General features: G+C 60.1%; 17 protein-coding genes and 1 pseudogene. 10 read left to right on the plus strand and 8 right to left on the minus strand.

Features of this window, described 5'->3' with window-relative positions:
* Window positions 1-39: 39 nt before the first annotated feature.
* A complete protein-coding gene (gene gpmI / locus HP062_RS22520) occupies window positions 40-1,569 on the minus strand; it encodes a 2,3-bisphosphoglycerate-independent phosphoglycerate mutase (RefSeq protein ID WP_010464572.1) in 1,530 nt (509 codons plus the stop codon).
* Window positions 1,570-1,722: 153 nt separating this feature from the next.
* On the opposite strand from gpmI, the gene HP062_RS22525 reads away from it, so the two are divergent.
* From HP062_RS22525 to secB, 3 genes are read left to right on the plus strand one after another with little or no spacing between them, the layout of a single operon-like run.
* Entirely contained in the window at window positions 1,723-2,136 is a 414-nt protein-coding gene (locus HP062_RS22525) for a rhodanese-like domain-containing protein (protein ID WP_010464571.1), read from the plus strand.
* A 1-nt stretch (window position 2,137) separates the two neighbouring features.
* Window positions 2,138-2,392, plus strand: a complete 255-nt coding sequence (grxC, locus tag HP062_RS22530) for a glutaredoxin 3 (protein ID WP_010464569.1) — start codon at window positions 2,138-2,140, stop codon at window positions 2,390-2,392.
* A gap of 41 nt (window positions 2,393-2,433) precedes the next feature.
* Window positions 2,434-2,919, plus strand: coding sequence for a protein-export chaperone SecB (secB, locus tag HP062_RS22535; protein WP_007949026.1), 486 nt, complete (start codon window positions 2,434-2,436; stop codon window positions 2,917-2,919).
* 121 nt (window positions 2,920-3,040) lie between these two features.
* Here secB and HP062_RS22540 read toward each other — a convergent pair whose 3' ends face one another.
* Window positions 3,041-3,496, minus strand: coding sequence for a tRNA (cytidine(34)-2'-O)-methyltransferase (locus tag HP062_RS22540; protein ID WP_150579568.1), 456 nt, complete (start codon window positions 3,494-3,496; stop codon window positions 3,041-3,043).
* Between HP062_RS22540 and HP062_RS22545 the strand changes: the two genes are divergently transcribed.
* Window positions 3,495-3,935: a hypothetical protein gene (locus HP062_RS22545; protein WP_010464565.1), complete on the plus strand. Its 441-nt coding sequence runs from the start codon at window positions 3,495-3,497 to the stop codon at window positions 3,933-3,935. The two genes, HP062_RS22540 and HP062_RS22545, sit on opposite strands and share 2 nt — an antisense overlap.
* Before the next feature lie 540 nt (window positions 3,936-4,475).
* On the opposite strand, the gene ntrC is transcribed toward HP062_RS22545, so the two are convergent.
* The 5 genes from ntrC to glnA form a co-directional block, all read right to left on the minus strand.
* Complete coding sequence (gene ntrC, locus HP062_RS22550) at window positions 4,476-5,912, minus strand: nitrogen regulation protein NR(I) (protein WP_010464563.1); 1,437 nt, start codon at window positions 5,910-5,912, stop codon at window positions 4,476-4,478.
* On the minus strand, window positions 5,909-6,994 hold the full coding sequence (gene glnL / locus HP062_RS22555; RefSeq protein WP_010464561.1) for a nitrogen regulation protein NR(II): 1,086 nt from the start codon (window positions 6,992-6,994) through the stop codon (window positions 5,909-5,911). Before glnL ends, ntrC begins: the two co-directional genes overlap by 4 nt.
* A 231-nt stretch (window positions 6,995-7,225) precedes the next feature.
* The gene (locus tag HP062_RS22560) at window positions 7,226-7,846 is read right to left on the minus strand and encodes a DUF4124 domain-containing protein (protein WP_172792052.1); all 621 of its coding nucleotides are present in this window, start codon (window positions 7,844-7,846) and stop codon (window positions 7,226-7,228) included.
* The gene (locus HP062_RS22565) at window positions 7,843-8,352 is read right to left on the minus strand and encodes a DUF4124 domain-containing protein (protein ID WP_077747591.1); all 510 of its coding nucleotides are present in this window, start codon (window positions 8,350-8,352) and stop codon (window positions 7,843-7,845) included. Before HP062_RS22565 ends, HP062_RS22560 begins: the two co-directional genes overlap by 4 nt.
* 302 nt (window positions 8,353-8,654) lie before the next feature.
* A complete protein-coding gene (gene glnA / locus HP062_RS22570; RefSeq protein ID WP_010464555.1) occupies window positions 8,655-10,061 on the minus strand; it encodes a glutamate--ammonia ligase in 1,407 nt (468 codons plus the stop codon).
* A 330-nt stretch (window positions 10,062-10,391) separates the two neighbouring features.
* On the opposite strand from glnA, the gene thiI reads away from it, so the two are divergent.
* Together thiI and typA are read left to right on the plus strand one after the other, a co-directional pair.
* The gene (gene thiI / locus HP062_RS22575; RefSeq protein WP_077747593.1) at window positions 10,392-11,846 is read left to right on the plus strand and encodes a tRNA uracil 4-sulfurtransferase ThiI; all 1,455 of its coding nucleotides are present in this window, start codon (window positions 10,392-10,394) and stop codon (window positions 11,844-11,846) included.
* A gap of 139 nt (window positions 11,847-11,985) precedes the next feature.
* The gene (gene typA, locus HP062_RS22580) at window positions 11,986-13,806 is read left to right on the plus strand and encodes a translational GTPase TypA (RefSeq protein ID WP_010464551.1); all 1,821 of its coding nucleotides are present in this window, start codon (window positions 11,986-11,988) and stop codon (window positions 13,804-13,806) included.
* Between the two features lie 209 nt (window positions 13,807-14,015).
* Here typA and HP062_RS22585 read toward each other — a convergent pair whose 3' ends face one another.
* Entirely contained in the window at window positions 14,016-14,459 is a 444-nt protein-coding gene (locus HP062_RS22585) for a YkgJ family cysteine cluster protein (protein ID WP_083375245.1), read from the minus strand.
* A 256-nt stretch (window positions 14,460-14,715) separates the two neighbouring features.
* On the opposite strand from HP062_RS22585, the gene HP062_RS22590 reads away from it, so the two are divergent.
* The 4 genes and pseudogenes from HP062_RS22590 (at window position 14,716) to HP062_RS22605 (ending at window position 23,689) form a co-directional block, all read left to right on the plus strand.
* Window positions 14,716-17,166 (plus strand): glycogen/starch/alpha-glucan phosphorylase, encoded by a 2,451-nt coding sequence (locus HP062_RS22590; protein WP_077747594.1) that lies wholly within the window; start codon window positions 14,716-14,718, stop codon window positions 17,164-17,166.
* Window positions 17,167-17,437: 271 nt separating this feature from the next.
* Window positions 17,438-21,037: a DUF2339 domain-containing protein gene (locus HP062_RS22595; protein WP_172792053.1), complete on the plus strand. Its 3,600-nt coding sequence runs from the start codon at window positions 17,438-17,440 to the stop codon at window positions 21,035-21,037.
* Window positions 21,034-22,406: pseudogene (locus HP062_RS22600) on the plus strand (DUF3999 domain-containing protein). Before HP062_RS22595 ends, HP062_RS22600 begins: the two are co-directional and overlap by 4 nt.
* A 272-nt stretch (window positions 22,407-22,678) precedes the next feature.
* A complete protein-coding gene (locus HP062_RS22605; RefSeq protein WP_010464542.1) occupies window positions 22,679-23,689 on the plus strand; it encodes a class 1 fructose-bisphosphatase in 1,011 nt (336 codons plus the stop codon).
* Window position 23,690: the final 1 nt, after the last annotated feature.

Genomic DNA, 23,690 nt, shown 5'->3' on the forward strand with positions numbered 1-23,690 from the left:
CTCGCTCCCACAGGGTTTGGCGTCGTCAGATGGATCTGGTTACACCAGAATCGACGTGCCGGTCATTTCAGATGGTTTTTCCATCCCCAGCAGCATCAGCATCGTCGGCGCGACATCCGCCAGCACGCCGCCATCACGCACCTTGAAGTTCCGCTTGCCGACATAGATGAACGGCACTGGCTCGGTGGTATGAGCGGTGTGTGCCTGGCCGGTGGAGGCATCGGACATTTGCTCGACGTTGCCGTGGTCGGCCGTAATCAGCGCTTCACCGCCAACCTTGTCCAGCGCTTCGACGATACGGCCGACGCACAGGTCCAGGCATTCAACGGCTTTCACCGCCGCATCAAACACGCCGCTGTGGCCAACCATGTCGCCGTTGGCGTAGTTGACCACGATCACGTCGTAACGCTGGTTTTCGATGGCCTCGACGATGCGGTCGGTGACTTCCGGGGCACTCATCTCGGGCTGCAAGTCGTAGGTGGCGACTTTCGGCGACGGAATCAGGATGCGTTCTTCGCCCGGGAACGGTTCTTCGCGACCGCCGGAGAAGAAGAAGGTCACGTGGGCGTATTTCTCGGTTTCGGCGATGCGCAGCTGGGTCTTGCCGTTTTTCGCCAGGTAATCGCCCAGCACGTTGTCCAGGCTGCCGGCGGCAAAGGCCGATGGCGCAGGGATGCTGGCGGCGTATTGGGTCAGCATCACGAAACCGGCCAGTTTCGGCTGGCGCGCACGTTCGAATTCCTTGAAATCGTCCTCGACGAACACGCGGGTCAGCTCACGGGCGCGGTCGGCGCGGAAGTTCATGAAGACCACGGCGTCGCCATCTTCGACTTTCACCGGCTCGCCGATGGAGGTGGCTTTGACGAATTCGTCGCTCTCGCCACGCTCATAGGCAGCTTGCAGCCCTTCCTGTGCGGTGGCGGCGTTGAATTCGCCGTTGCCGTCGACAATCAGGTTGTAGGCCTGGGATACGCGGTCCCAACGGTTGTCACGGTCCATGGCGAAATAACGGCCGATGATGCTGGCGATCCGGCCTTTGCCCAACGCCTGGAAAGTCGCGTCGAGCAGTTCGATGGACGACTGGGCGCTTTTCGGCGGGGTGTCGCGGCCATCGAGGAAGGCGTGCAGGTAGATTTTTTCGGCGCCGCGCTTGTAAGCCAGTTCGGCCATGGCGACCAGGTGATCCTGGTGGCTGTGAACGCCGCCATCGGACAGCAGGCCCATGAAGTGCACGGCTTTGCCGGCAGCAACGGCTTTATCCACAGCGGCGCAGATGGTCGGGTTTTCGAAAAACTCGCCGTCGCGGATCGATTTGGTCACGCGAGTAAAGTCTTGATACACCACGCGACCGGCACCCAGGTTCATGTGGCCGACTTCGGAGTTGCCCATCTGGCCGTCCGGCAGGCCGACGTCCATGCCGCTGCCGGAGATCAGGCCGTTCGGCACAGTGGCCCACAAGCGGTCCAGTACGGGCTTCTTCGCCGCAAACACGGCGTTGGATTCAGGGCTCTCACTGTGACCGAAGCCGTCGAGAATAATCAGGACCAAAGGTTTAGGCGTGGTAGTCATGGATTCCACTCGTGGCTGAATTAAAAGAGGGCGATGGAAAAGGGAGTGGCAGTTTAAAGCGAAGTTCCTGCGCCGTCACCGCCGGACGGGGTTTGGCCCACCATAGTGGCTGTGTATACTGGCCGACATTTTAACGCCCTGGAACCTCCTTCGATGGTTGCTAACCTGATTCAATTCGCCACTAACCACTATCTGCTCGTCGGTATCTTCGTCGTACTGCTGGCGTTGCTGATCGCTTATCAGATGCAAGGCGGCGGCCGCAGCCTGAGCACCGGTGAACTGACCGGCTTGGTCAACAAGGACGCGGGCGTTGTAATCGACATCCGTCCGGTCAAGGATTTCGCCGCCGGTCACATTGTTGGCGCGTTGAACATTCCTCACGACAAGCTGACCGCTCGCATTGCCGAACTGGAAAAGCACAAGGCCAAGACCATCATCCTGGTCGATGCCATGGGCCAGACCGCCGGCACCCATGCCCGCGAACTGATGAAATCCGGCTACACCGCCGCCAAGCTGTCCGGCGGTATTTCCAGCTGGAAAGGCGATAACCTGCCGCTGGTGAAGTGATATGAGCAACGTCGTCGTCTATTCCAGCGATTACTGCCCTTACTGTTCGCGAGCCAAGTACCTGCTCGAAAACAAAGGCGTGGCCTTCGAAGAGATCAAGGTCGATGGCAAGCCGCAGGTGCGCGCCGCCATGGCCCAGAAGGCCGGACGTACGTCCGTGCCGCAGATCTGGATCGGCGAGCGCCACATTGGTGGCTGTGATGATTTGTTTGCCCTTGAGCGCGCCGGCAAGCTCGACGCCATGCTCAAGGCCTGAACGCCTTCCCTATAAGACCCCAAGATCAGAAAGGATCTGAGATGACTGACCAACAGAACACTGCAGCTAGCGAAGAAGAAACCGCACCGCAATTCTCCTTGCAGCGCATCTACGTACGTGACTTGTCGTTCGAAGCCCCGAAAAGCCCGGCGATCTTCCGCCAGCAGTGGGAGCCAAGCGTCGGTCTGGATCTGAACACTCGTCAAAAGGCCCTGGAAGGCGACTTCCACGAAGTCGTGCTGACCTTGTCCGTGACCGTGAAAAACGGTGACGAAGTGGCGTTCATCGCTGAAGTGCAACAGGCCGGGATCTTCCTGATCAAGAACCTGGACGACGCTTCGATGAGCCACACCCTCGGCGCGTTCTGCCCGAACATCCTGTTCCCGTATGCTCGCGAGACCCTGGACAGCCTGGTGACCCGCGGCTCGTTCCCGGCCCTGATGCTGGCGCCGGTGAACTTCGACGCGCTGTACGCACAAGAACTGCAACGCATGCAGGCGGCTGGCGAGACTCCGACCGTTCAGTAAGCGGTTCAGCAACACCCATGTGGGAGCGAGCCTGCTCGCGAAAGCGGTGTTTCAGTCGGTATTGATGTCGACTGACACGCCCTCTTCGCGAGCAGGCTCGCTCCCACATTTGTTATGGGTGTTACTTGAAACCGAGCTGACGCCAGCCTTCGTAGACGGCGACCGCCACGGTGTTCGACAGGTTCAGGCTGCGGCAGCCTTCGCGCATCGGCAAGCGCAGGCGTTGTTCGCCGGGCAGGGCATCGAGCACTTCTGCCGGCAAGCCACGGCTTTCAGGGCCGAACAGGAACGCGTCGCCCTCGGCGAAGCTGGCATCGTGGAACGGGCGCGAGCCCTTGGTGGTGAACGCGAACAGCCTTGGATGACCAAGACTGTCCAGGCAACTGGCGAGGTCCGCGTGGCGTTGCAGGGTGGCATACTCGTGGTAGTCGAGGCCGGCCCGGCGCAGGCGTTTGTCGTCCATCTCGAAGCCCAGCGGTTCGATCAAATGCAGGTGGCAGCCACTGTTGGCGCACAGCCTGATAACGTTGCCGGTATTCGGCGGAATTTCTGGTTGAAAGAGGATGACGTGAAACATGCACGGCTCCGAAGGTAAAGATGAGCGGCATTCTACGCCGCCCATCGATCCACGTTCGAAACTATTACCGCGGGTGATGGGTTCGCTGGCGATTGTCGGACTGATGGTGGGGCTGATGATCGGTCGCCTGACCACGCCTGACCCCAGCGAATTGCAACAGATCGAGGTGACGGACGATGGGCTGGTGGTGTGGTTCAACAACGAACCCAAATCCCATGGCGAATTCGTGGACGGCAGCCTCGCGCTGCTGTTCGAGGCGCAAGGCAAGGCGCAGAAAGGTCAGCTCAAGCTCAACGATAAGGTCGTGAACTGGCGGACGCGCTTGAGTGATGGGGGGTTGTTGCTGACGGTAGTAGCGGCCCGGCCACTGCTGGGCGAGTGGACCGGTAGCGAGGTCGATGACCGCTGGCGGCTGGAGATCCATCTCCGGGAGCAATAAAAGAGGGAATCCCCGGCCTGCCTGTACCAAGGTTCCCAAAACGGCAGGGCTCGCGCATGGCGTCGAGCCCGGTGTAAAGAAGGAACCCCTGACCTGCCTGTATCAAGGGCCCCAAAACTGGGGGGCTCGTCGCGAGTGCGGTATGAGCCCGATGTAAAGAGGGGAATCCCCGGCCTGCCTGTACCAAGGTCCCCGAAACCGGGTAGTGAACTGAATCACTGAATGGACTATTGCAGGGGGCGTGCCAGGTTTTAACAAGTTGAAACAGAAAGCTGCGCTGGAATGCCGAAAGCCCCGTATTGCGGGGCTTTCGTGTTTTTTCGATAGGGGTTCAATTGCGAAAACCGGCGGGGTTCTGGATTTGTTTTTGTGCGCGATTGCGGTTCACGGTGCATTCAGTCGGTGCACGTTGGCCCCAAAAGCTTCGCGGGCAAGCCTCGCTCCTACAGGGTTTGCGCCATTTCAAGATTAGCGCGTGACCTGTAGGAGCGAGGCTTGCCCGCGAATGGATGTAACTGTCAGCGAAGATCCAAAGGCTGCTTAGCCTTCTTCCCCCTCATCATCATCCCCGCCATCAACCTTCATCCCCAATTCCTTGATCTTGCGCGTCAGGGTATTACGTCCCCAACCCAGCAAGACCGCCGCATCGCGACGTCGCCCGGCAGTGTGTTTCAGGGCGGTCTCGATCATGATCCGCTCGAACGCCGGTACCGCGCTGTCGAGCAAACTCGATTGACCGCGAGCCAACGCCTGATCAGCCCATTGACGCAGCGCTTGCTCCCAATTGGTCACAGGCGCCGAATCCTGCGGCAGGCTCAGCAGTTCCGGCGGCAGGTCGCTGATGTGCACCTCGCGACCCGAAGCCATCACCGTGATCCAGCGGCAGGTATTCTCCAGCTGACGCACGTTGCCGCCCCACGGCAGGTTCTTCAGGTATTCCTCGGTTTCGCTTTTCAGCAGCTTCGGTTCTACCGCCAGTTCTTGCGCAGCGCGGCTGAGGAAGTGCTTGGCCAGGGTCGGGATGTCTTCGCGACGGTCCGACAGCCGTGGAATGTGGATGCGGATCACGTTGAGGCGGTGAAACAAGTCCTCACGAAATTTCCCGGCGTGCACCAGGGTTTCCAGGTTCTGGTGCGTCGCCGCGATGATGCGCACATCGACCTTTACCGGCGTATGACCGCCGACGCGATAGAACTCGCCGTCGGCCAGTACGCGCAGCAAACGGGTCTGGGTGTCGGCCGGCATGTCGCCGATTTCATCGAGGAACAGCGTGCCGCCGTCCGCCTGCTCAAAGCGCCCGCGACGCAGGTTGGCTGCGCCGGTGAACGCGCCTTTCTCATGGCCGAACAACTCGGATTCCATCAGGTCTTTCGGGATCGCCGCCATGTTCAACGCGATGAAGGGCGATGCAGCCCGTGGACTATGGCGGTGCAGGGCGTGGGCTACCAATTCTTTACCGGTACCGGATTCACCGTTGATCAGCACGGTGATGTTGGAGTGGCTCAAGCGCCCGATGGCGCGAAACACTTCCTGCATCGCCGGCGCTTCGCCGATGATTTCCGGGGTGCGGGTCAAGGCGACCGGGACTTCCAGGCCTTGCTGTTCCTGGGCGTGCTGGTTGGCGCGCTTGACCAACGACACCGCTTCGTCGACGTCGAACGGTTTTGGCAGGTACTCAAACGCGCCGCCCTGATAGGACGCGACAGCGCTGTCCAGATCGGAGTGCGCAGTCATGATGATCACTGGCAACCGTGGGTGTTGCTCGCGAATCCGCGCCAGCAGGTCCAGGCCACTGGCACCCGGCATGCGGATGTCGGAGATGATCACGTCCGGCTGCTGGCGCGCCAGGCGGCTCATCACGCCATCGGCGCTGTCGAAGCTTTGCGTGGTCATGCCTTCCTGCTGCAAGGCTTTTTCCAGGACCCAACGGATAGAACGGTCGTCATCGACGATCCACACGGTTTCACTACGGCTCATGTCGATGTGGCTCCTTGTTCCAGGGGCAGAAAGATCGAGAAAGTGGTGTGGCCTGGGTGGCTGTCACATTCGATCAGGCCCTGGTGCTGGCTGATGATGTTCTGGGTAATGGCCAAGCCCAGCCCGGTACCGTCCGGGCGGCCGCTGACCATGGGAAAGAAGATGGTTTCTTGCAGGTCCGCGGGAATGCCGGGGCCGTTGTCGATGATTTCGATCTTGGTCACCAGGCGATGGCGCACGTGGCCAATGGTGAACTGGCGCATGGCGCGGGTGCGCAGGCTGATGCGGCCCAGGCGCAGCTCGTTCTGGCTGCTGATGGCCTGCATTGCGTTGCGCACGATGTTCAACACGGCCTGGATCATTTGTTCTCGGTCGATTAAGACGTCGGGAATGCTTGGGTCGTAGTCGCGCACCAAAGTGATGCAGCCCTGACTTTCGGCCTCTACCAGATGGCAGACACGCTCCAGCACTTCGTGGACGTTGCACATGGCCAGCGACGGCAATTTGTTGGAGCCGAGCATGCGATCCACGAGGTTTCGCAGGCGGTCGGCTTCTTCAATGATGACGTTGGTGTAATCGCGCAGGCTTTCCTCCGGCAGTTCACGGGCGAGCAATTGCGCCGCGCCGCGAATCCCGCCCAGCGGGTTCTTGATCTCATGGGCGAGGCCGCGCACCAGCATTTTGCTGGTTTCCTGTTTCGACAGTTGCGCCTCTTCCTTGGTGATCCGCAACAAGCGGTCACGGGGGTGGACTTCCAGCAGCAGCATCGTGGCGCCGTTGGCCAGGATCGGTGTCACCGCGTAGTCGACGGTCAGCGTCTGGCCGGTGAGGGCGGTGAGCATCGCTTCGCGCTTGGTGAACGGGTGCGCCTGCTCGACCGCCTGGCGCAAGGAATTCAGCGCTTCAGTGGATTCGGTGAACAACTCGCTGATGAACTGCCCATGGCTACGCTGACCGCTGATGGCCAGGAGCATCTCCGCCGCCGGGTTCATGTACTCGAGGCGCAATTCGGCATCGAGCAAAATGGTAGCGGTGGTCAGATTGTCGAGAAGCAGACGATGGAGTGCGTCACTGATGGTCATTTAGGACCTCTTTTGGAGCAGGGCATGCGCGCGAATAACGCGCCGATATGAGGAAAATGCAAAAACCAAACCAAGGCTCCGAAAAGAAGCGTTTAAAGCCTGAAACGGGCGTTTGACGCTCGTTTGCGTGGCGTTCTGCCAGCTTTTGCGGGTACTTTCGAACCAAAATGGGTTGAGATGTGGGTACGGTGCACCCTATTGCACCAATATAGTGCGCAAAGCTGAACGGCGTTAGAAGAAACGCAGGAAGGGATTTTTTTCTTCTTCGGGTTTGTCTTTGAGCGGACATTCCGGCCGTTGGCCATAGTCGGTGAGAGCGCAAGGTTTGACTTTGCGCTTCTGTGCGAGGGAGATGCGCAGCATCTGGAAGGGTTGATTGGCCGTGCGTTCGACGGTGCGACCCAGTTCATCGAGGATTTCCACGGACAGGTTGTGGCGGCCGCGGTCGATGTTGCTCAGGGCAAACACCGGACTGAGGCCCGGCTCGGCGGTGGGGTGGCCGTCGAGCAGCAATCGGTAGCGGTGCCCTCGTTGCAGGCCTGGTTCATTGGTGACACTGACGATCAGCTCACCGGCATTGCTACGGACCGTAGCGTCCGGTTCCGGGACCAGCACGCGGAGCATGTCGTAGTGGAACAAGGGTTTGTCTTCGGTTTTTTGCGCAGCGGTCACCGGCGCGGCCCCGCTGGGGTTGGCAGACATGCGATTGCTCGTCGCCAGCGGCACACGCTTGGCGTTGCCTGAGCCTGGCTGGTCGGTGTAGACCCGGTTGCCCTGGGCGTCGACGTAAGTGAACACCTCGGCCGTGACCGGCAGCGCGATCAGGCAGGCGATCAGCAGCCACATCCTCATCGCTTGTGCACCCGTTGCACGGTAAATGTCTGCGTCGGGCTTTGCTGGATGATGTGCTCGCCATCGATCACCTGCACCGCCAGGCTGTGTTCGCCACGATCGATGTTCACCAGTTGCAGGATCGGCACGTTGCTCGATTGCCCATAGGGTTGGCCATCAAGCAACAACCTGAGCAGATGCGGCGCTTGCAGGCGCGGTTTGATCAGGACGCTGACTGTGAACGTGCCGTTGTTGGCGCGCAGGGCTTCGTCGGTGGGCAAACCGGTCAACTCCAGCACCTCATAGGCGCTGCGCGGCGGCTCGCGGTTGCTGGCTTCGGCAGCGGGCGCGGGAGGTGCCTGAGGCGCAACGCTGTTGAGCGGTGGCAACTCGACCGGCTGCGCCTTGACGCCATCGGGTGGCTGATTGCTGTAGGCGGTGTTGCCGGAGGCGTCAGTGTACTTATAGATCTGCGCTGCGGCGGGCAGGGCGATCAGCAGCCACATCAGAAGAAAACCACGACCCATAAAATCGACCAGAAACAAAAGCGTTGGGATGCAGCATAGGTCAGGGGTGGCGGTTGACCCAATTCAAAAACATCCGGGCATGATTTACAGAGATCTCCCAACGCAACAAAACCCTGTAGGAGTGAGCCTGCTCGCGATAACGGTGGATCAGCCAACATCAATATTGAATGAAAAAATGCCATCGCCGGGAAGCCGGTCTCACTCCCACAGGGTTTTTCAGCGCTTGTTGAATCGCGGGCATAAAAAAGACCTCCCGAAGGAGGCCTCTTTCTTGTCACGCCGCTTGCGCAGGCGCTACCGGATCAGCAGCTGTAGTACAGCTCATATTCCAGTGGGTGTACGAAGGTGCGGACCTTGATTTCTTCTTCGCTTTTCAGAGCGATGTAAGCGTCGATGAAGTCATCGGAGAACACGCCGCCTTTGGTCAGGAACGCGCGACCTTTGTCCAGCTCTTCCAGGGCTTCTTTCAGGCTGCCGCAAACTTGTGGGATCTCTTTCGCCTCTTCAGGCGGCAGGTCGTACAGGTTTTTGTCAGCTGCGTCGCCAGGGTGGATCTTGTTCTGGATGCCGTCCAGGCCAGCCATCAACAGTGCAGCGAAGCCCAGGTACGGGTTGGCTGCTGGATCCGGGAAGCGGGCTTCGATACGGCGAGCGCGAGGGCTGGACACGTAAGGAATACGGATCGAAGCGGAACGGTTACGAGCCGAGTAGGCCAGCATTACCGGCGCTTCGAAACCTGGGACCAGACGCTTGTAGGAGTTGGTCGACGGGTTGGTGAAGCCGTTCAGGGCCTTACCGTGCTTGATGATGCCGCCGATGAAGTACAGGGCGGTGTCGGACAGGCCGGCATAGCCTTCGCCAGCGAAGGTGTTCTTGCCATCTTTGGCGATGGACAGGTGAACGTGCATACCCGAACCGTTATCGCCGTACAGCGGCTTAGGCATGAAGGTCGCGGTGCGGCCGTAGGCATCAGCCACGTTGTGTACGCAGTACTTCAGGGTCTGAACTTCGTCAGCCTTGGCCACCAGGGTGTTGAACTTCACACCGATTTCGTTCTGGCCGGCAGTGGCCACTTCGTGGTGGTGAACTTCGATAACCAGGCCCATCTCTTCCATGGCGTTGCACATGGAGGTACGGATTTCATGGTCGTGGTCGAACGGCGGAACCGGGAAGTAGCCGCCTTTGACGCCTGGACGGTGGCCTTTGTTGCCGCCTTCCACGTCCTGGTCGGACATCCACGAACCTTGTTCGGAGTAGATCTTGAACATCGAACCGGAGATGTCGGACTTGAACTTCACTTCGTCGAAGATGAAGAATTCTGGCTCTGGACCTACGAATACGGTGTCGCCGATACCGGTCGACTTCAGGTATTCCTCGGCACGCTTGGCGATCGCACGTGGGTCACGGTCGTAGCCTTGCATGGTCGAAGGCTCGATCACGTCGCAAACCAGAATCAGGGTCGGCTCTTCGGTGAACGGGTCGAGAACGGCAGTGCTGTCGTCCGGCATCAGGATCATGTCGGAGGCTTCGATGCCTTTCCAGCCAGCGATGGAGGAACCGTCGAACATTTTGCCTTCTTCGAAGAAAGCTTCATCCAGCGCGTCGCGAGCCGGCATGGTCACGTGGTGCTGAGTGCCTTTGGTGTCCGTGAAGCGCAGATCAATCCACTTGACGTCATGATCTTTGATGAGTTGAACCGACTTCGACATAGTGTCCTCCGGGTGGCTTCGGGCTTAGTAGTGGATGCCCTTAGAATGTGGGTGATGCCGGCGCGAATACTCTGCCAAGGCAACCTGCCTCACAAGGGAGCAAATTGCATGCCAGTGCCCCAGCATGGGTTTTTTGCCCCAATATCACGCTTATAAAGGCACAAAGCGTCTGTAAGCGGAAAATCTCGCCCTACAATGTAGCGTTAAAATCATCAAATGACCTGTTTTGGTGCGCGCAAAACCTTCTGCACATTAACTGGTTAAACCTTGAGCAATTTCCGCTATAATCCGCGCCCCCCTTTTTCGGCTGGGCCTGCGCGCGCTGTTTTCATGAAATTAATCGTAAAAGTCTTCCCCGAGATCACCATCAAGAGCCGCCCGGTACGGATGCGTTTCATCCGCCAGTTGGCCAAAAACATCCGTACCGTGCTCCGCGACCTGGACCCGGCTGTGGTGGTGAACGGTGTGTGGGACAATCTCGAGCTGGAAACCCGCGTCAGCGAGCCCAAGGCCCTGAAGGAGATGACCGAGCGCCTGAGCTGCATGCCGGGCATCGCGCATTTCCTGCAAGTCGATGAATACCCGCTGGGCGACTTCGACGACATCGTCGCCAAGTGCAAGCAGCACTTCGGTGATGCGCTGGCCGGGAAGATCTTTTCGGTGCGCTGCAAGCGTGCCGGCAAGCACGAATTCAGTTCGATGGACGTCGAGAAATACGTCGGCAGCCAACTGCGTCGTCAGTGCGGCGCCGCGGGAATCTCGCTGAAAGAGCCGGAAATCGAAGTCCGCATCGAAATTCGCGACAAACGGTTGTTCGTGATCCACAGCCAGCACAACAGCATCGGCGGTTATCCGCTGGGCGCCCTGGAACAGACGCTTGTGTTGATGTCAGGTGGGTTCGATTCCACGGTGGCTGCGTACCAGATCATGCGCCGCGGCCTGATGAGCCATTTCTGCTTCTTTAATCTGGGCGGGCGGGCCCATGAACTGGGCGTCATGGAAGTCGCGCACTTCATCTGGAAGAAGTACGGCAGCTCCCAGCGCGTGTTATTTGTGAGTGTGCCATTCGAGGAAGTACTGGGAGAAATTCTCGGGAAAGTCGATAACAGTCATATGGGTGTAGTTTTGAAGCGTATGATGTTGCGCGCTGCTTCCCGTATTGCCGATCGGCTGGACATCGAAGCGCTGGTTACCGGCGAGGCGATTTCCCAGGTGTCGAGCCAGACACTGCCGAACCTGTCCGTGATCGACTGCGTGACCGACAAGCTGGTCTTGCGTCCGCTGATCGCCAGTCACAAGCAGGACATCATCGACCTGGCCAACGAAATCGGTACTGCCGACTTCGCCAAGCACATGCCGGAATATTGCGGGGTCATCTCGGTGAACCCCAAGACCCACGCCAAGCGTCCGCGCGTGGAGTACGAAGAACAACAGTTCGACATGGCAGTACTTGAGCGTGCGCTCGAGAACGCCAAACTGGTGCCGATCGATCGCGTGATCGACGAATTGGGCCAGGACTTGCAGATCGAAGAAGTCAGCGAAGCGTTGGCTGGTCAGATCGTCATCGACATCCGTCACCCGGATGCCGCTGAAGACGACCCGCTGGGCCTTGCTGGCATTGAGGTACAAACGATGCCGTTTTATGCATTGAACGCTCGTTTCAAGGAACTGGACCCTACTCGCCAGTACCTGCTGTATTGCGACAAAGGCGTGATGAGTCGCCTGCATGCCCACCATTTGCTCAGTGAGGGGCATGCCAATGTGCGCGTTTATCGACCGAGCTAAGTGCCCGGGGCTGTTTGCCTGTGGCCTGCGTCACCGGCCCCCCGACGCCGCCGTCAAGCTGTAACGGCTTTGCCGGACTCTACTGTTAATCGCTGCCAAGACTTGTCAGCACACCGAATCCTCTGATCGAGATACACAAGTGATCGAAAATCTACGCAACATCGCCATCATTGCTCACGTTGACCATGGTAAGACCACCCTGGTAGACAAACTCTTGCGTCAATCCGGCACCCTGGAGCGCAACGAGCTCAACGACGAGCGCGTGATGGACTCCAACGACCAGGAGAAAGAACGCGGTATTACCATTCTGGCGAAAAACACCGCCATCAACTGGAACGGCTACCACATCAACATCGTGGACACCCCGGGCCACGCTGACTTCGGCGGCGAAGTTGAACGCGTAATGTCGATGGTTGACTCCGTTCTGCTGCTGGTTGACGCTCAAGACGGCCCTATGCCGCAAACCCGTTTCGTGACCAAGAAGGCTTTCGAAGCCGGCCTGCGTCCAATCGTGGTGATCAACAAGGTTGACCGTCCAGGCGCACGTCCGGACTGGGTTCTGGACCAGATCTTCGACCTGTTCGACAACCTCGGTGCTACCGAAGAACAGCTGGACTTCAAAGTCGTCTACGCCTCGGCCCTGAACGGCATTGCCGGTCTGGAACACACCGACATGGCTGAAGACATGACCCCGCTGTACCAGTCGATCGTCGACAACGTACCTGCGCCGAAAGTCGACCGTGAAGGTCCGTTCCAGATGCAGATCTCCGCTCTGGACTACAACAGCTTCCTGGGTGTTATCGGCGTTGGCCGTATCGCTCGTGGCCGCATCAAGCCGAACACTCCGGTTGTTGCTATCGACGCCGACGGCAAGAAGCGTAACGGTCGTATCCTGAAGCTGATGGGTCACCACGGTCTGCACCGTATCGACGTTGAAGAAGCAGCTGCCGGCGACATCGTCTGCATCAGCGGCTTCGACCAGCTGTTCATCTCCGACACTCTGTGCGACCCACTGAACGTCGAAGCGATGAAGCCGCTGACCGTTGACGAACCAACCGTTTCCATGACCTTCCAGGTAAACGACTCGCCTTTCTGCGGTAAAGAAGGCAAGTTCGTGACGTCCCGTAACATCAAGGAACGTCTGGACAAAGAACTGCTCTACAACGTTGCCCTGCGCGTTGAAGAAGGCGACACCGCCGACAAGTTCAAAGTCTCCGGCCGTGGTGAGCTGCACCTCTCGGTACTGATCGAAACCATGCGTCGCGAAGGCTTCGAAATGGGTGTTGGTCGTCCGGAAGTGATCATCCGCATGGTTGACGGCGTGAAGCACGAACCGTACGAAAACGTGACCATCGACCTGCCAGAAGAATCGCAAGGTTCGATCATGGAACAGATCGGTATCCGTAAAGGCGACCTGACCAACATGGTTCCGGATGGCAAGGGCCGTGTGCGCCTTGAGTACAACATCCCGGCTCGTGGCCTGATCGGTTTCCGTAACGAGTTCCTGACCCTGACCTCCGGTGCAGGCATCCTGACCTCGATCTTCGACCGTTACGACGTGATGAAGTCTGGCGACATGTCCGGCCGTCAAAACGGCGTGCTGGTTTCGGTTGCTACCGGTAAGGCTCTGACTTACTCGCTGGAAACCCTGCAAGCTCGCGGCAAACTGTTCCTGGGTCACGGTGAAGACGTGTACGAAGGTCAAATCGTCGGCATCAACAGCCGCGACAACGACCTGGGCGTCAACCCAACCAAAGGCAAGAAGCTCGACAACATGCGTGCCTCGGGTAAAGACGAAACCATCGCTCTGGTTCCGCCTATCCGTTTCACCCTGGAACAAGCTCTGGAATTCGTTCAAGAAGACGAATTGTGCGAAGTCACTCCTAAGTCCATCCGTCTTCGCAAGAAGATCCTGGGCGAAAGCGAGCGTACCCGCGCTGCCAAGAAAGCCGGTAACTGAGTCTCGACTTAGTTAGCTGCTAAAAAAACGCCCCCGACCGCAAGGTCGGGGGCGTTTTTGTTTGTCTGGGGTTTGTGCGGTGTCAGTTCGGGTCCCTTCGCGGGCAAGCCTCGCTCCTACGGGTTTTGCACGCGTCACAAGAACGGCGCATGACCTGTAGGAGCGAGGCTCGCCCGCGAAGGCGATCTATCCGGCAGCGTGATTGCAGATCAGAACTTCTCAAGCGTCCTACGGCTGGCGCTGCTCTCGCGCGCCACTTCTTTAGGCTTGTATGCGCAATACCCCGGCCGTGGCCCGATTTTCGGGTGATTGCGGCAAGTGTCCGGGCGCTTTTCATAAATAGTGCACAGACGGCTCTTACGATCCAGGTACAGGCAATCGTTGTTGCTCATGCGCTGGAGGGTGAAGATCTCGGACTTCTGGTTGTAACGCTCGACGATCCCTTCCTTCTGCAAGCGCTTGGCAATGTTCTTTGGCGGCTCGCCGCGCTCGAACTCGTCGACGATGCCGATGCGGATCAGGTCCTTGATCTTGACCTCGACCGGCAGCGTGCAGCAGCTGGATACACACGAGCCGCACATCGGTGCAGAATATTTGGCCCAGGTATCGAGGCGATCGATCTCCGCGGCGGCGATCAGGTTGGACTTCATCATCGGTTGTTACCAGCGTGTGCATCAGGGCGCGCGATCATACCGGGACTGGTGGATTTTTGAACAACCTTTCGCCAGATTTTTTCTCCTTCGCTCAAATAACACCGTTAATCCGGCACGGCCCCTGCATTGATTCAGGCACATGACAATGTAATGCCGCCCTATCTCGCACTATCAGGAAAAACTGCCGAACCAGAGTCCCAACGGCCTGTCAGACCGTCTAGGCTCAACAACTCCACGCTCGCTCGAGGTCCTATCGATGACTCAAGAACCACTTGTTCGCGAAGCAGAGGTGGCCGCATTTCGCGATGCCGTCTTGACCAAACTCACCTACGCGGTGGGCAAAGACCCGGATCACGCCTTCGACCACGACTGGTTCGAAGCCATTGCGTTGGCAGCGCGCGATCACATGGTCGAGCACTGGATGGATCACACCCGGCAGATCTACCGCAAAGGTCAGAAAAGGGTTTACTACCTCTCCCTGGAATTTCTCATCGGCCGGCTGCTCTACGACAGCCTGAGCAACCTTGGCTTGCTCGACGTCGCCCGCGAAGCGCTGACCGAACTCGGCGTCGACCTGGAACGTATCCGCCTGCTGGAGCCCGACGCGGCGCTGGGCAACGGCGGCCTCGGTCGTCTGGCAGCGTGCTTCATGGAAAGCATGTCGACCCTCGGCATCGCTGGCCACGGCTACGGTATTCGTTATGAACACGGCTTGTTCCGCCAGGCCATCGTCGACGGCTGGCAGCAGGAGCAAACCGAACACTGGCTGGACTTCGGTAACCCGTGGGAATTTGAACGGCCTGAAGTCGTGTACCCGATCGGCTTCGGCGGCAGTGTCGAAACCGTCACCGATGAAAACGGCAAGTCCAAGCAAGTCTGGTCCCCGGCGGAAACCGTGCGGGCCATTGCCTACGACACGCCGGTGGTCGGCTGGCGCGGGGCGAGCGTCAATACGCTGCGCCTGTGGCGTGCCCGCGCCATGGAAGATTTGCACCTGGAGCGCTTCAACGCCGGTGACCACTTGGGCGCTGTGGCCGAAGTCGCCCGGGCGGAAAGCATCTCCCGCGTGCTCTACCCGGCGGACAGCACCGAAGCCGGCCAGGAACTGCGCCTGCGCCAGGAATACTTCTTTGTCGCCGCGTCCTTGCAGGACTTGCTGCGCCGCCATCGCAACATGCACACCTCGGTCCTGACCCTGGGCGACCACGCGGCGATCCAGCTCAACGACACGCACCCCTCGATTGCCGTGGCCGAACTGATGCGTCAGCTCGTCGACGTCTACGACGTGGCGTGGGATGCCGCATGGCAGGTCACCGTCGACACGCTCTCGTACACCAACCACACGCTGTTGCCGGAAGCGCTGGAAACCTGGCCGGTCGGTTTGATGGAGCGGATGCTGCCGCGGCACATGCAGATCATTTACCAGATCAACGCCCAGCACATCGATTCGCTGCGCGCCAAAGGCATTCACGACTTCGACGTGCTGCGTGCGGTGTCGCTGATCGAGGAAGACAACGGCCGCCGAGTGCGCATGGGCAACCTGGCGTTCCTCGGATCCCACAGCGTCAACGGTGTGTCCGCGCTGCACACGCAACTGATGCGCAAAACCGTGTTCTCCGAACTGCACAAGCTCTATCCGGAGCGGATCAACAACAAGACCAACGGCATCACCTTCCGCCGCTGGCTCTACCAGGCCAACCCCGAGCTGACGTCGATGATGGTCGACGCCCTCGGCCCGGACCTGTTGGACAACGCTGAAGCACGCCTGAAGGAACTGGAGCCGTTTGCCGAGAAAGCTGCGTTCCGCAAAGCCTTCGCCGAGCAGCGGCTGCACAGCAAAAAAGCCCTGGCGTACCTGATTCATGAACGACTGGGGATCGCGGTCAACCCGGCGGCCATGTTCGACGTGCAGGTCAAGCGGATCCACGAATACAAACGCCAGTTACTCAACCTGATGCACACCGTGGCGTTGTACCAGGCGATTCGCGCCGAGCCGGAAATCGACTGGGTGCCGCGGGTGAAGATCTTCGCCGGCAAGGCGGCGGCCAGTTATCACCAGGCCAAGCTGATCATCAAGTTGACCAACGACATCGCCCGGGTGGTGAATAACGACCCGACGGTGCGCGGACTGCTCAAAGTGGTGTTCCTGCCCAACTACAACGTCAGCCTGGCGGAAAGCATCATTCCGGCGGCGGATTTGTCGGAGCAGATTTCCACCGCGGGCTTTGAAGCCTCGGGCACCAGCAACATGAAGTTCGGCCTCAACGGTGCGCTGACCATCGGCACCCTCGATGGCGCCAACGTCGAAATGTGCGAGTTCATCGGCCCCGAGCACATGTTCATCTTCGGTCTCAGTGCCCAGCAGGTTGAGGCACGCAAGCAGAACCATGAGTTCAATGCGACGCCGGATATTGCCGCATCACACCGTTTGAATGACGTGCTGCAAGCGATTCGCGGCGGGGTGTTCTCGCCGGATGATCCGGCCCGTTACACCGGGTTGATCGACTCGCTGATCGATTACGACCGCTTCCTGGTCTGCGCCGATTTCGATTCCTATTGGGACGCGCAGATGCGCGTGGAAGCCCATTGGCATGATTCGCAAGCCTGGTGGCGTTCGGCGGTGTTGAATACTTCCCGGATGGGCTGGTTCTCGTCCGACCGGACCATTCGCGAGTACGCCACGGATATCTGGAAGGCATTGGAGTAACTTTTAGCAATAATTGCGAGCAAGGCCCGGCGGTTGTTGGGCCTGATCGATATACTAAGCCCCAGTTTCACCGGGCAGCAGGCACTGGCAATCCATTGTGGGAGCGAGCCTGCTCGCGAAAGCGGTCTGACATTCAACGTCAATGCTGAATGTCATGGCCCCTTCGCGAGCAGGCTCGCTCCCACAGGTTTATGTGGTTTCACACTAGACTCAGCCAGAGACTGCTTCACCCGGATTCGCCCCGCAGCGGGGCCGCTTAGGGATATCGACCATGCAATGGATGTTCATGCTGATTGGGCTGGTGCTGGGCTGGATACTCGATGAGTCATTCAGCGATGCGCTATTGGGTGCGCTGCTCGGGTTGGGAGTAGGGCAGGCCATTCGTATCGGCCGCCTGGATTCAGAAGCGACCGAGCAGCGTCGTCTGCTGGAGCAGGCGCAGGTTGCGCTCAATGGCGTGCAGCAACGCCTGGCATTGTTGGAGGTGCCGGGCGTCACAACGCCTGAAACCAGCGAGCCGGTTGCCAGCGAAGCCGCTCCGTCGCCTGAATTCACCCTCGATGACATTCCTGTCGAAACCCCCGAGCTGATCTGGGATCTTCCGCCCGAACTCGAGCCGATGAGCGCAACGGCAGCGCAAACCAGCCGTCCGCTGCCCGACGATGTCTGGAAACCCGAGCCTGTTACCCGCGAACCGCAACAACCCGCCGTCCCGCGTGGCCCGAACTTCATCGAGCGGGCCATCAGCGGCGCTCGCAACTGGCTGTTCGGCGGCAACACCGTGCTGCGGGTCGGCGTGGTGCTGTTGTTCCTCGGTCTGGCGTTCTTGCTGCGGTATGCCACCGAAGGCATGGTGGTGCCGATCGAACTGCGTTACGCCGGGGTTGCGGCCGCTGCGTTGGGCTTGCTTGGTCTGGGTTGGTGGCTCAGGACACGCAACAGCAATTACGCGCTGATGCTGCAAGGCACCGGCATCGCCGTGTTGTACCTGACGGTATTTGCCGCGATGCGCCTGCACCCGTTGCTCGATCCAAGCGCCGCCCTGGGCCTGCTGGTCGCGGTCACGGTGTTCTCGGCGATTCTCGCCATCACCCAGGATGCGTTGGGCCTGGCCGCGGCCGCTGCACTCGGCGGCTTCGCGGCACCGATCCTGACTTCCACCGGCGCCGGCAACCACGTCGCGCTGTTCAGCTACTTCGCCTTGCTCAACGCCGGCATCCTCGCCATCGCCTGGTTCAAGGCCTGGCGACTGCTGAACCTGATCGGTTTCGTCGGCACTTTCGGCATCGGTTTCGCCTGGGGCCTGCGCTCCTACACACCGGAATTGCTGTGGAGCACTGAACCGTTCCTGGTGCTGTTCTTCCTGATGTACCTGGCCATCGGCCTGCTGTTTGCCCGGCGCAAGTTGCTGGAGATGAGCGACGCCCCCGAGGACGGTAGCCGCGAGGCGCTGCTGCGCTGGTCGGCGCGCAAGGGCGATTACGTCGACGGCACGATGCTGTTCGGCCCGCCGCTGGTGGGCTTCGGATTGCAGTTCGCGCTGGTTCAGCATTTGGAATTTGCCGCAGCGTTCAGTGTCTTGGCCTTGGGCATGATCTACATGGGCCTGGCGCGTTTCCTGATGGGCGGCCGCGCATTGCTGCTCGCGGAAACCTGTTTGGCGCTGGGCGTGATCTTCGCCAGCCTGGCGATTCCGCTGGGGCTCGACGCGCGCTGGACGGCTGCCGCTTGGGCGGTCGAGGGCGCGGGCATTTTCTGGCTCGGCCTGCGTCAGCAACGACCGCTGGCTCGTGCGTTTGCCTTATTGCTGCAACTGGGCTCGGCCATCGCGTTTGTCAGCGAATTGCGCATCGGCGACGGCAGTTTGCTCGACGGCGCTCCGCTGGGCGCGTTGATGCTCGGCGTGGCGTTGTTGTTCAGCTTCTATCAATTGCGCAAAGCCCTGCCCGAACAGACATCGGAATGGGAGCGCAAAGGGCGGCCGGTGTTGGCTTGCCTGGGCCTGACCTTCCTCTATCTGTTGGCGCCATTGTTCTTCCTGACCCACGGTACCGCCATCAGTTGGGCGCTGGCGGGGTTGGCGACGTTGTTTGTCGGCTTGCGCCTGCAATCGCGCACGTTCCTGTTCACCGCGTTTGCTGTCCAGTTGCTCGGCGGTGCGCTGTTCCTGCTGCGCTTGCAAGGTTCCAGCGGTGAGTCTGGCGCCGTGTTTAGCGCGGGTTGGAGCGGTTTGCTCAGTGCCTCCCTGATCGGCCTCGCGCTGATCGCCGGCATGTTGCTCGCCGCGCGTGATGAAATGGTGCGCAGCGATGTCCGGCTACTGCGCGGCTTGTCGGTGGTGTTGCTGGCGGGTCTGGTGCTGATCAACCTGGCGGTGCTGTTCGTGCTGCCCTGGCAGACCGCGAGTGCGGTGTGGGCGGCCAGTGGCTTGTTCATCATTTGGCTGAGCCTGTACCTCAAGCAGCGCGTGAGTTTTGTCTTCGGCCTGCTGTTGCAGGTGATTGGCGGCGCAGCGTTCCTGTTCGCCGGGCCGGACCTGCTCGGGCCGCTGGCCAGCGAAGGGTTGAAACCTCTGGCCCACAGCGGTTTCTGGACGCCACTGGTGTTGGGCCTGGCCGCGATGGTCGGAGCGTGGCGCTTGCAACTTGGCAACCATGCCTCGGCGTTTGATGTGCTGAGCTTGCAGCGTTTGTCCGAAGTGCTGCTGGTGTGGGGCGCGGGTTGGTGGGCGCTGGCGTGGATCAGTGAAGTGCTGCGTTTTGCACCGCTGAATCTGCAAGCAACCTTGTTGCTGGCGGTTGCCGCCTTGAGCGTGGCGCTGTGGGCGGTGTTGGCGCTGCGCTTGAATTGGTCGTCGCTGGGCCTGCTTTGCACCTTGCTGATGCCCGCTGCCGGTCTGGTACTGCTCGCCGCGTGGCACTCGCGTTATCACCCGGCAGCCAATTTCGGTTGGCTGGTGTGGGCGGCCGTGTTCGTCGTGCATTTCATCTCCCTGCGACGTCTGGCGCCGATGTTGCCGGCGCGTGCCCTGAGCACCGCACATGTGCTCGGCTGCTGGCTGTTGATCGGTGTGCTGGCCTTGGAGCTGCGTTACGGTTTGCTGCTGTTGTCCGAGCAGTACAACGCCTGGCGCTGGTTGGGTTGGGCGATCCTGCCGAGTCTGTATCTGGTGCTGATGGCGGCGCCACGGAATGGGCCTTGGCCTGTTTCGGCGTATCCACGCGAGTACCGTTTCTATGCGGCGGCACCGTTGGCGCTGCTGATGCTCGGCTGGTTCTGGCTGGCGAATATCGTCAGCGACGGCACGGCCGAGCCGCTGCCCTATGTGCCGCTGGTCAATCCGTTGGAGTTGGGTCTGCTGTTTGCGCTGTTCGGCGTCTACGTCTGGTCCCGCAGCGCCGTGACGCAACTGGCGATTCGCAAAGATTACATAGAGCACGCCACGCAACTGATCGCCGGGGTCTCGCTGTTCGCGTTCTTCACCGCACTGGTGATGCGCACCGCGCACCATTGGGGCGGTGTGCCGTTCGAGCTCGATGCGTTGCTTGAATCGATGCTGGTGCAGGCGGGGCTGTCTATTGTCTGGACCCTGATGGCGCTGAGCCTGATGATCGGCGGCCATCTGCGTCATCGCCGTGAAGTCTGGCTGATCGGCGCCGCGCTGATTGGCGTGGTGGTGGCCAAACTGTTCTTTGTCGAACTGAGTAATCGCGGCGGCCTTGCGCGGATTGTGTCGTTTATCGGCGTCGGCGTGTTGCTGCTGGTGGTGGGCTATTTCGCGCCGCTGCCGCCCAAGCGCGCCGAGGCGGAGCGCCAAGGCGGAGCCGACGCTGAAAGGCCGGCCCCTGAAACCGAAGGAGTGTCGTCTTGAGTCAGAAGTTGAACCTGGGCTGGTTGGGCGCTGTTGCGTTGGGTGTGGCGCTGTCCGCCAGCGCTCAGGAAAAACCGGCGGACTTTGCCACGCACGTGCCGTTGTCGGTGAGCGGCGAAGGGCCTTGGTATCGCCTCGAATTGCCCTTGAGCGTGCAACTGAATGCGCGGCAAACGGACCTCAGCGATGTTCGCGTGTTCAACGCTGCCGGTGAGGCCCAGGCCTACGCCTTGGCTCGCGAGGCGGCGTCAACCCGGGAAAATCGTACGCTGACCGATGTGAAGTGGTTCCCGCTGTACACCTCGGCGGACGCCACGGAGCGCGCGCCGGGCATCCGCGTGCAATCGAGCGCGAACGGCACGTTGGTCGAAGTGCAACCGTCCAGTCAGCTGGAGGCGGGCGAAGAAGTGCTGCGCGGCTGGTTGCTCGACGCCAGCGCCATCAAGGCGCCGTTGCAGCAGTTGATCCTCGACTGGACCAGCGAGCGCGATGGCTTTCAGCGTTTCACCATCGAGGCCAGCGACGACTTGCAGCATTGGCAGTCGTGGGGCGAAGGCCAGGTGGCGCGGCTGACGTTTGCCGATGAACGGGTCGAGCAGCATGAAGTCGGCTTGCCGGGGCAATCGGCGCGTTATCTGCGCCTGCTGTGGAATTCACCGCAATTGGCACCGACGCTGACGTCTGCGCAGCTGCAAAGCGCGAGTCCCCGCAGTCTGCCGCTGCCGTTGGTCTGGTCGCAACCGCTGGCGGGCAGCAGCGTGAAGGCGGGTGAGTACACCTGGCAGTTGCCGATGGGGCTGAATGTCGAGCGGGTCCAGGTCGAGCTGAGTCAGCCCAACAGCCTGGCGCCGGTGACGTTGTCCGGTCGTCGCGAAAGCAGCCTGCCGTGGCAGCCGCTGACCAGCGGTTTGCTCTATCGCCTGACCCAGAGTGGCCAGGACGTGGTGCAGAACGAATTGCAGCTGTCGGGGCAAACCGTGCAGCAGTTGAAGCTGGTCGTGGATGAGCGCGGCGGTGGCTTGGGTGCTGAAGCGCCGACGTTGAAGTTTGCTGTGCGCTCGATGCAATTGGTGTTCCTGGCGCGTGGGGCGGGGCCTTATACGCTGGCGCTGGGGAGTGCGACGGTGAAGGCGGCGAACCTGCCGTTGTCGACGCTGATCCCGGATTACAGCGCGGCCAAGTGGGCGGCGCTGGGCAAGGCTTCGGTGGAGGGTGCGGCGGTGGTGAGCAACTCCTCCACGGTGACTGCGGCCGCGACAGCGGACACGGACTGGAAGAAGTTCGGGTTGTGGGGGTGTTGCTGCTGAGCGTGCTGTTTCTCGCAGCGATGGCGTTCAGTTTGCTGCGCAAGCCCCCCGTTAAACCCTGAACCTGTGGCGAGGGAGCTTGCTCCCGTTCGACTGCGAAGCAGTCGTGACTTCTGCGGCTGCATGTTCTCGGACAAATGGCGGCGAATGCTTCAGGGGGCCGCTTCGCACCCCAACGGGAGCAAGCTCCCTCGCCGCCATAGAGTTCATTTACGGCTACGCTCAACCCCGCGCATGAACTCTATTGGGCGTATCACGTCTGATAGGAGGAAATGCGCCTCGACTCGCGTTAAACTGCGCGGGTTTTTAGCCCCCAATTCCACCGGAGCCTTCCATGTCCCGCGTTACCCTGAGTCGCTATTTGATTGAGCAGACCCGTAGCAACAACACCCCTGCCGATCTGCGTTTCCTGATCGAAGTGGTGGCGCGTGCTTGCAAGGAAATCAGCCACGCCGTGTCCAAGGGCGCCCTGGGCGGCGTTCTGGGCAGCATGGGCACTGAAAACGTCCAAGGCGAAGTGCAGAAGAAGCTTGATGTGATGTCCAACGACATCCTGCTCGAAGCCAACGAATGGGGCGGTCACCTGGCCGGCATGGCATCCGAAGAAATGGATAATGCCTACCAGATCCCGGGCAAATACCCGAAAGGCGCGTACCTGCTGGTATTCGACCCACTGGATGGTTCGTCGAACATCGACATCAACGCGCCGGTCGGTACGATCTTCTCGGTGCTGCGTTGCCCGAACGAATACCTGACCCAGAACGAGCCTTTGAACGAAAAGGCCTTCCTGCAGCCAGGCACTCAGCAGGTTGCCGCCGGTTATGCGATTTACGGTCCACAGACCATGCTGGTGCTGACCCTGGGCAATGGCGTGAAGGGCTTTACCCTGGACCGTGAAATGGGCAGCTTCGTGCTGACCCATGAAGACATCACGATCCCGGAGTCCACGCAGGAATTTGCGATCAACTCGTCCAACAAGCGTCACTGGGAAGCGCCGGTACAACGTTATGTCGACGAATTGCTGGCTGGCGATGAAGGCCCGCTGAAAAAGAACTACAACATGCGCTGGGTCGCGGCGATGGTTGCCGACGTACACCGTATCCTGACCCGTGGCGGTCTGTTCATGTACCCACGCGACAACCGCGAGCCGTCCAAGCCGGGCAAACTGCGTCTGATGTACGAAGCCAACCCGATGTCGTTCCTGGTTGAGCAGGCTGGTGGCGCTTCCACCGATGGCCATCAGCGCATCCTCGACATCAAGCCTGAGGGCTTGCACCAGCGTGTTGCGGTGTTCCTCGGTTCGAAAGAAGAAGTCGAACGCGTCACGGCTTACCACAAGGAATAAA

Origin of the sequence: Pseudomonas sp. B14-6 (assembly GCF_013260315.1) — a bacterium.
GTDB classification, from domain to species: Bacteria; Pseudomonadota; Gammaproteobacteria; order Pseudomonadales; family Pseudomonadaceae; genus Aquipseudomonas; species Aquipseudomonas mandelii.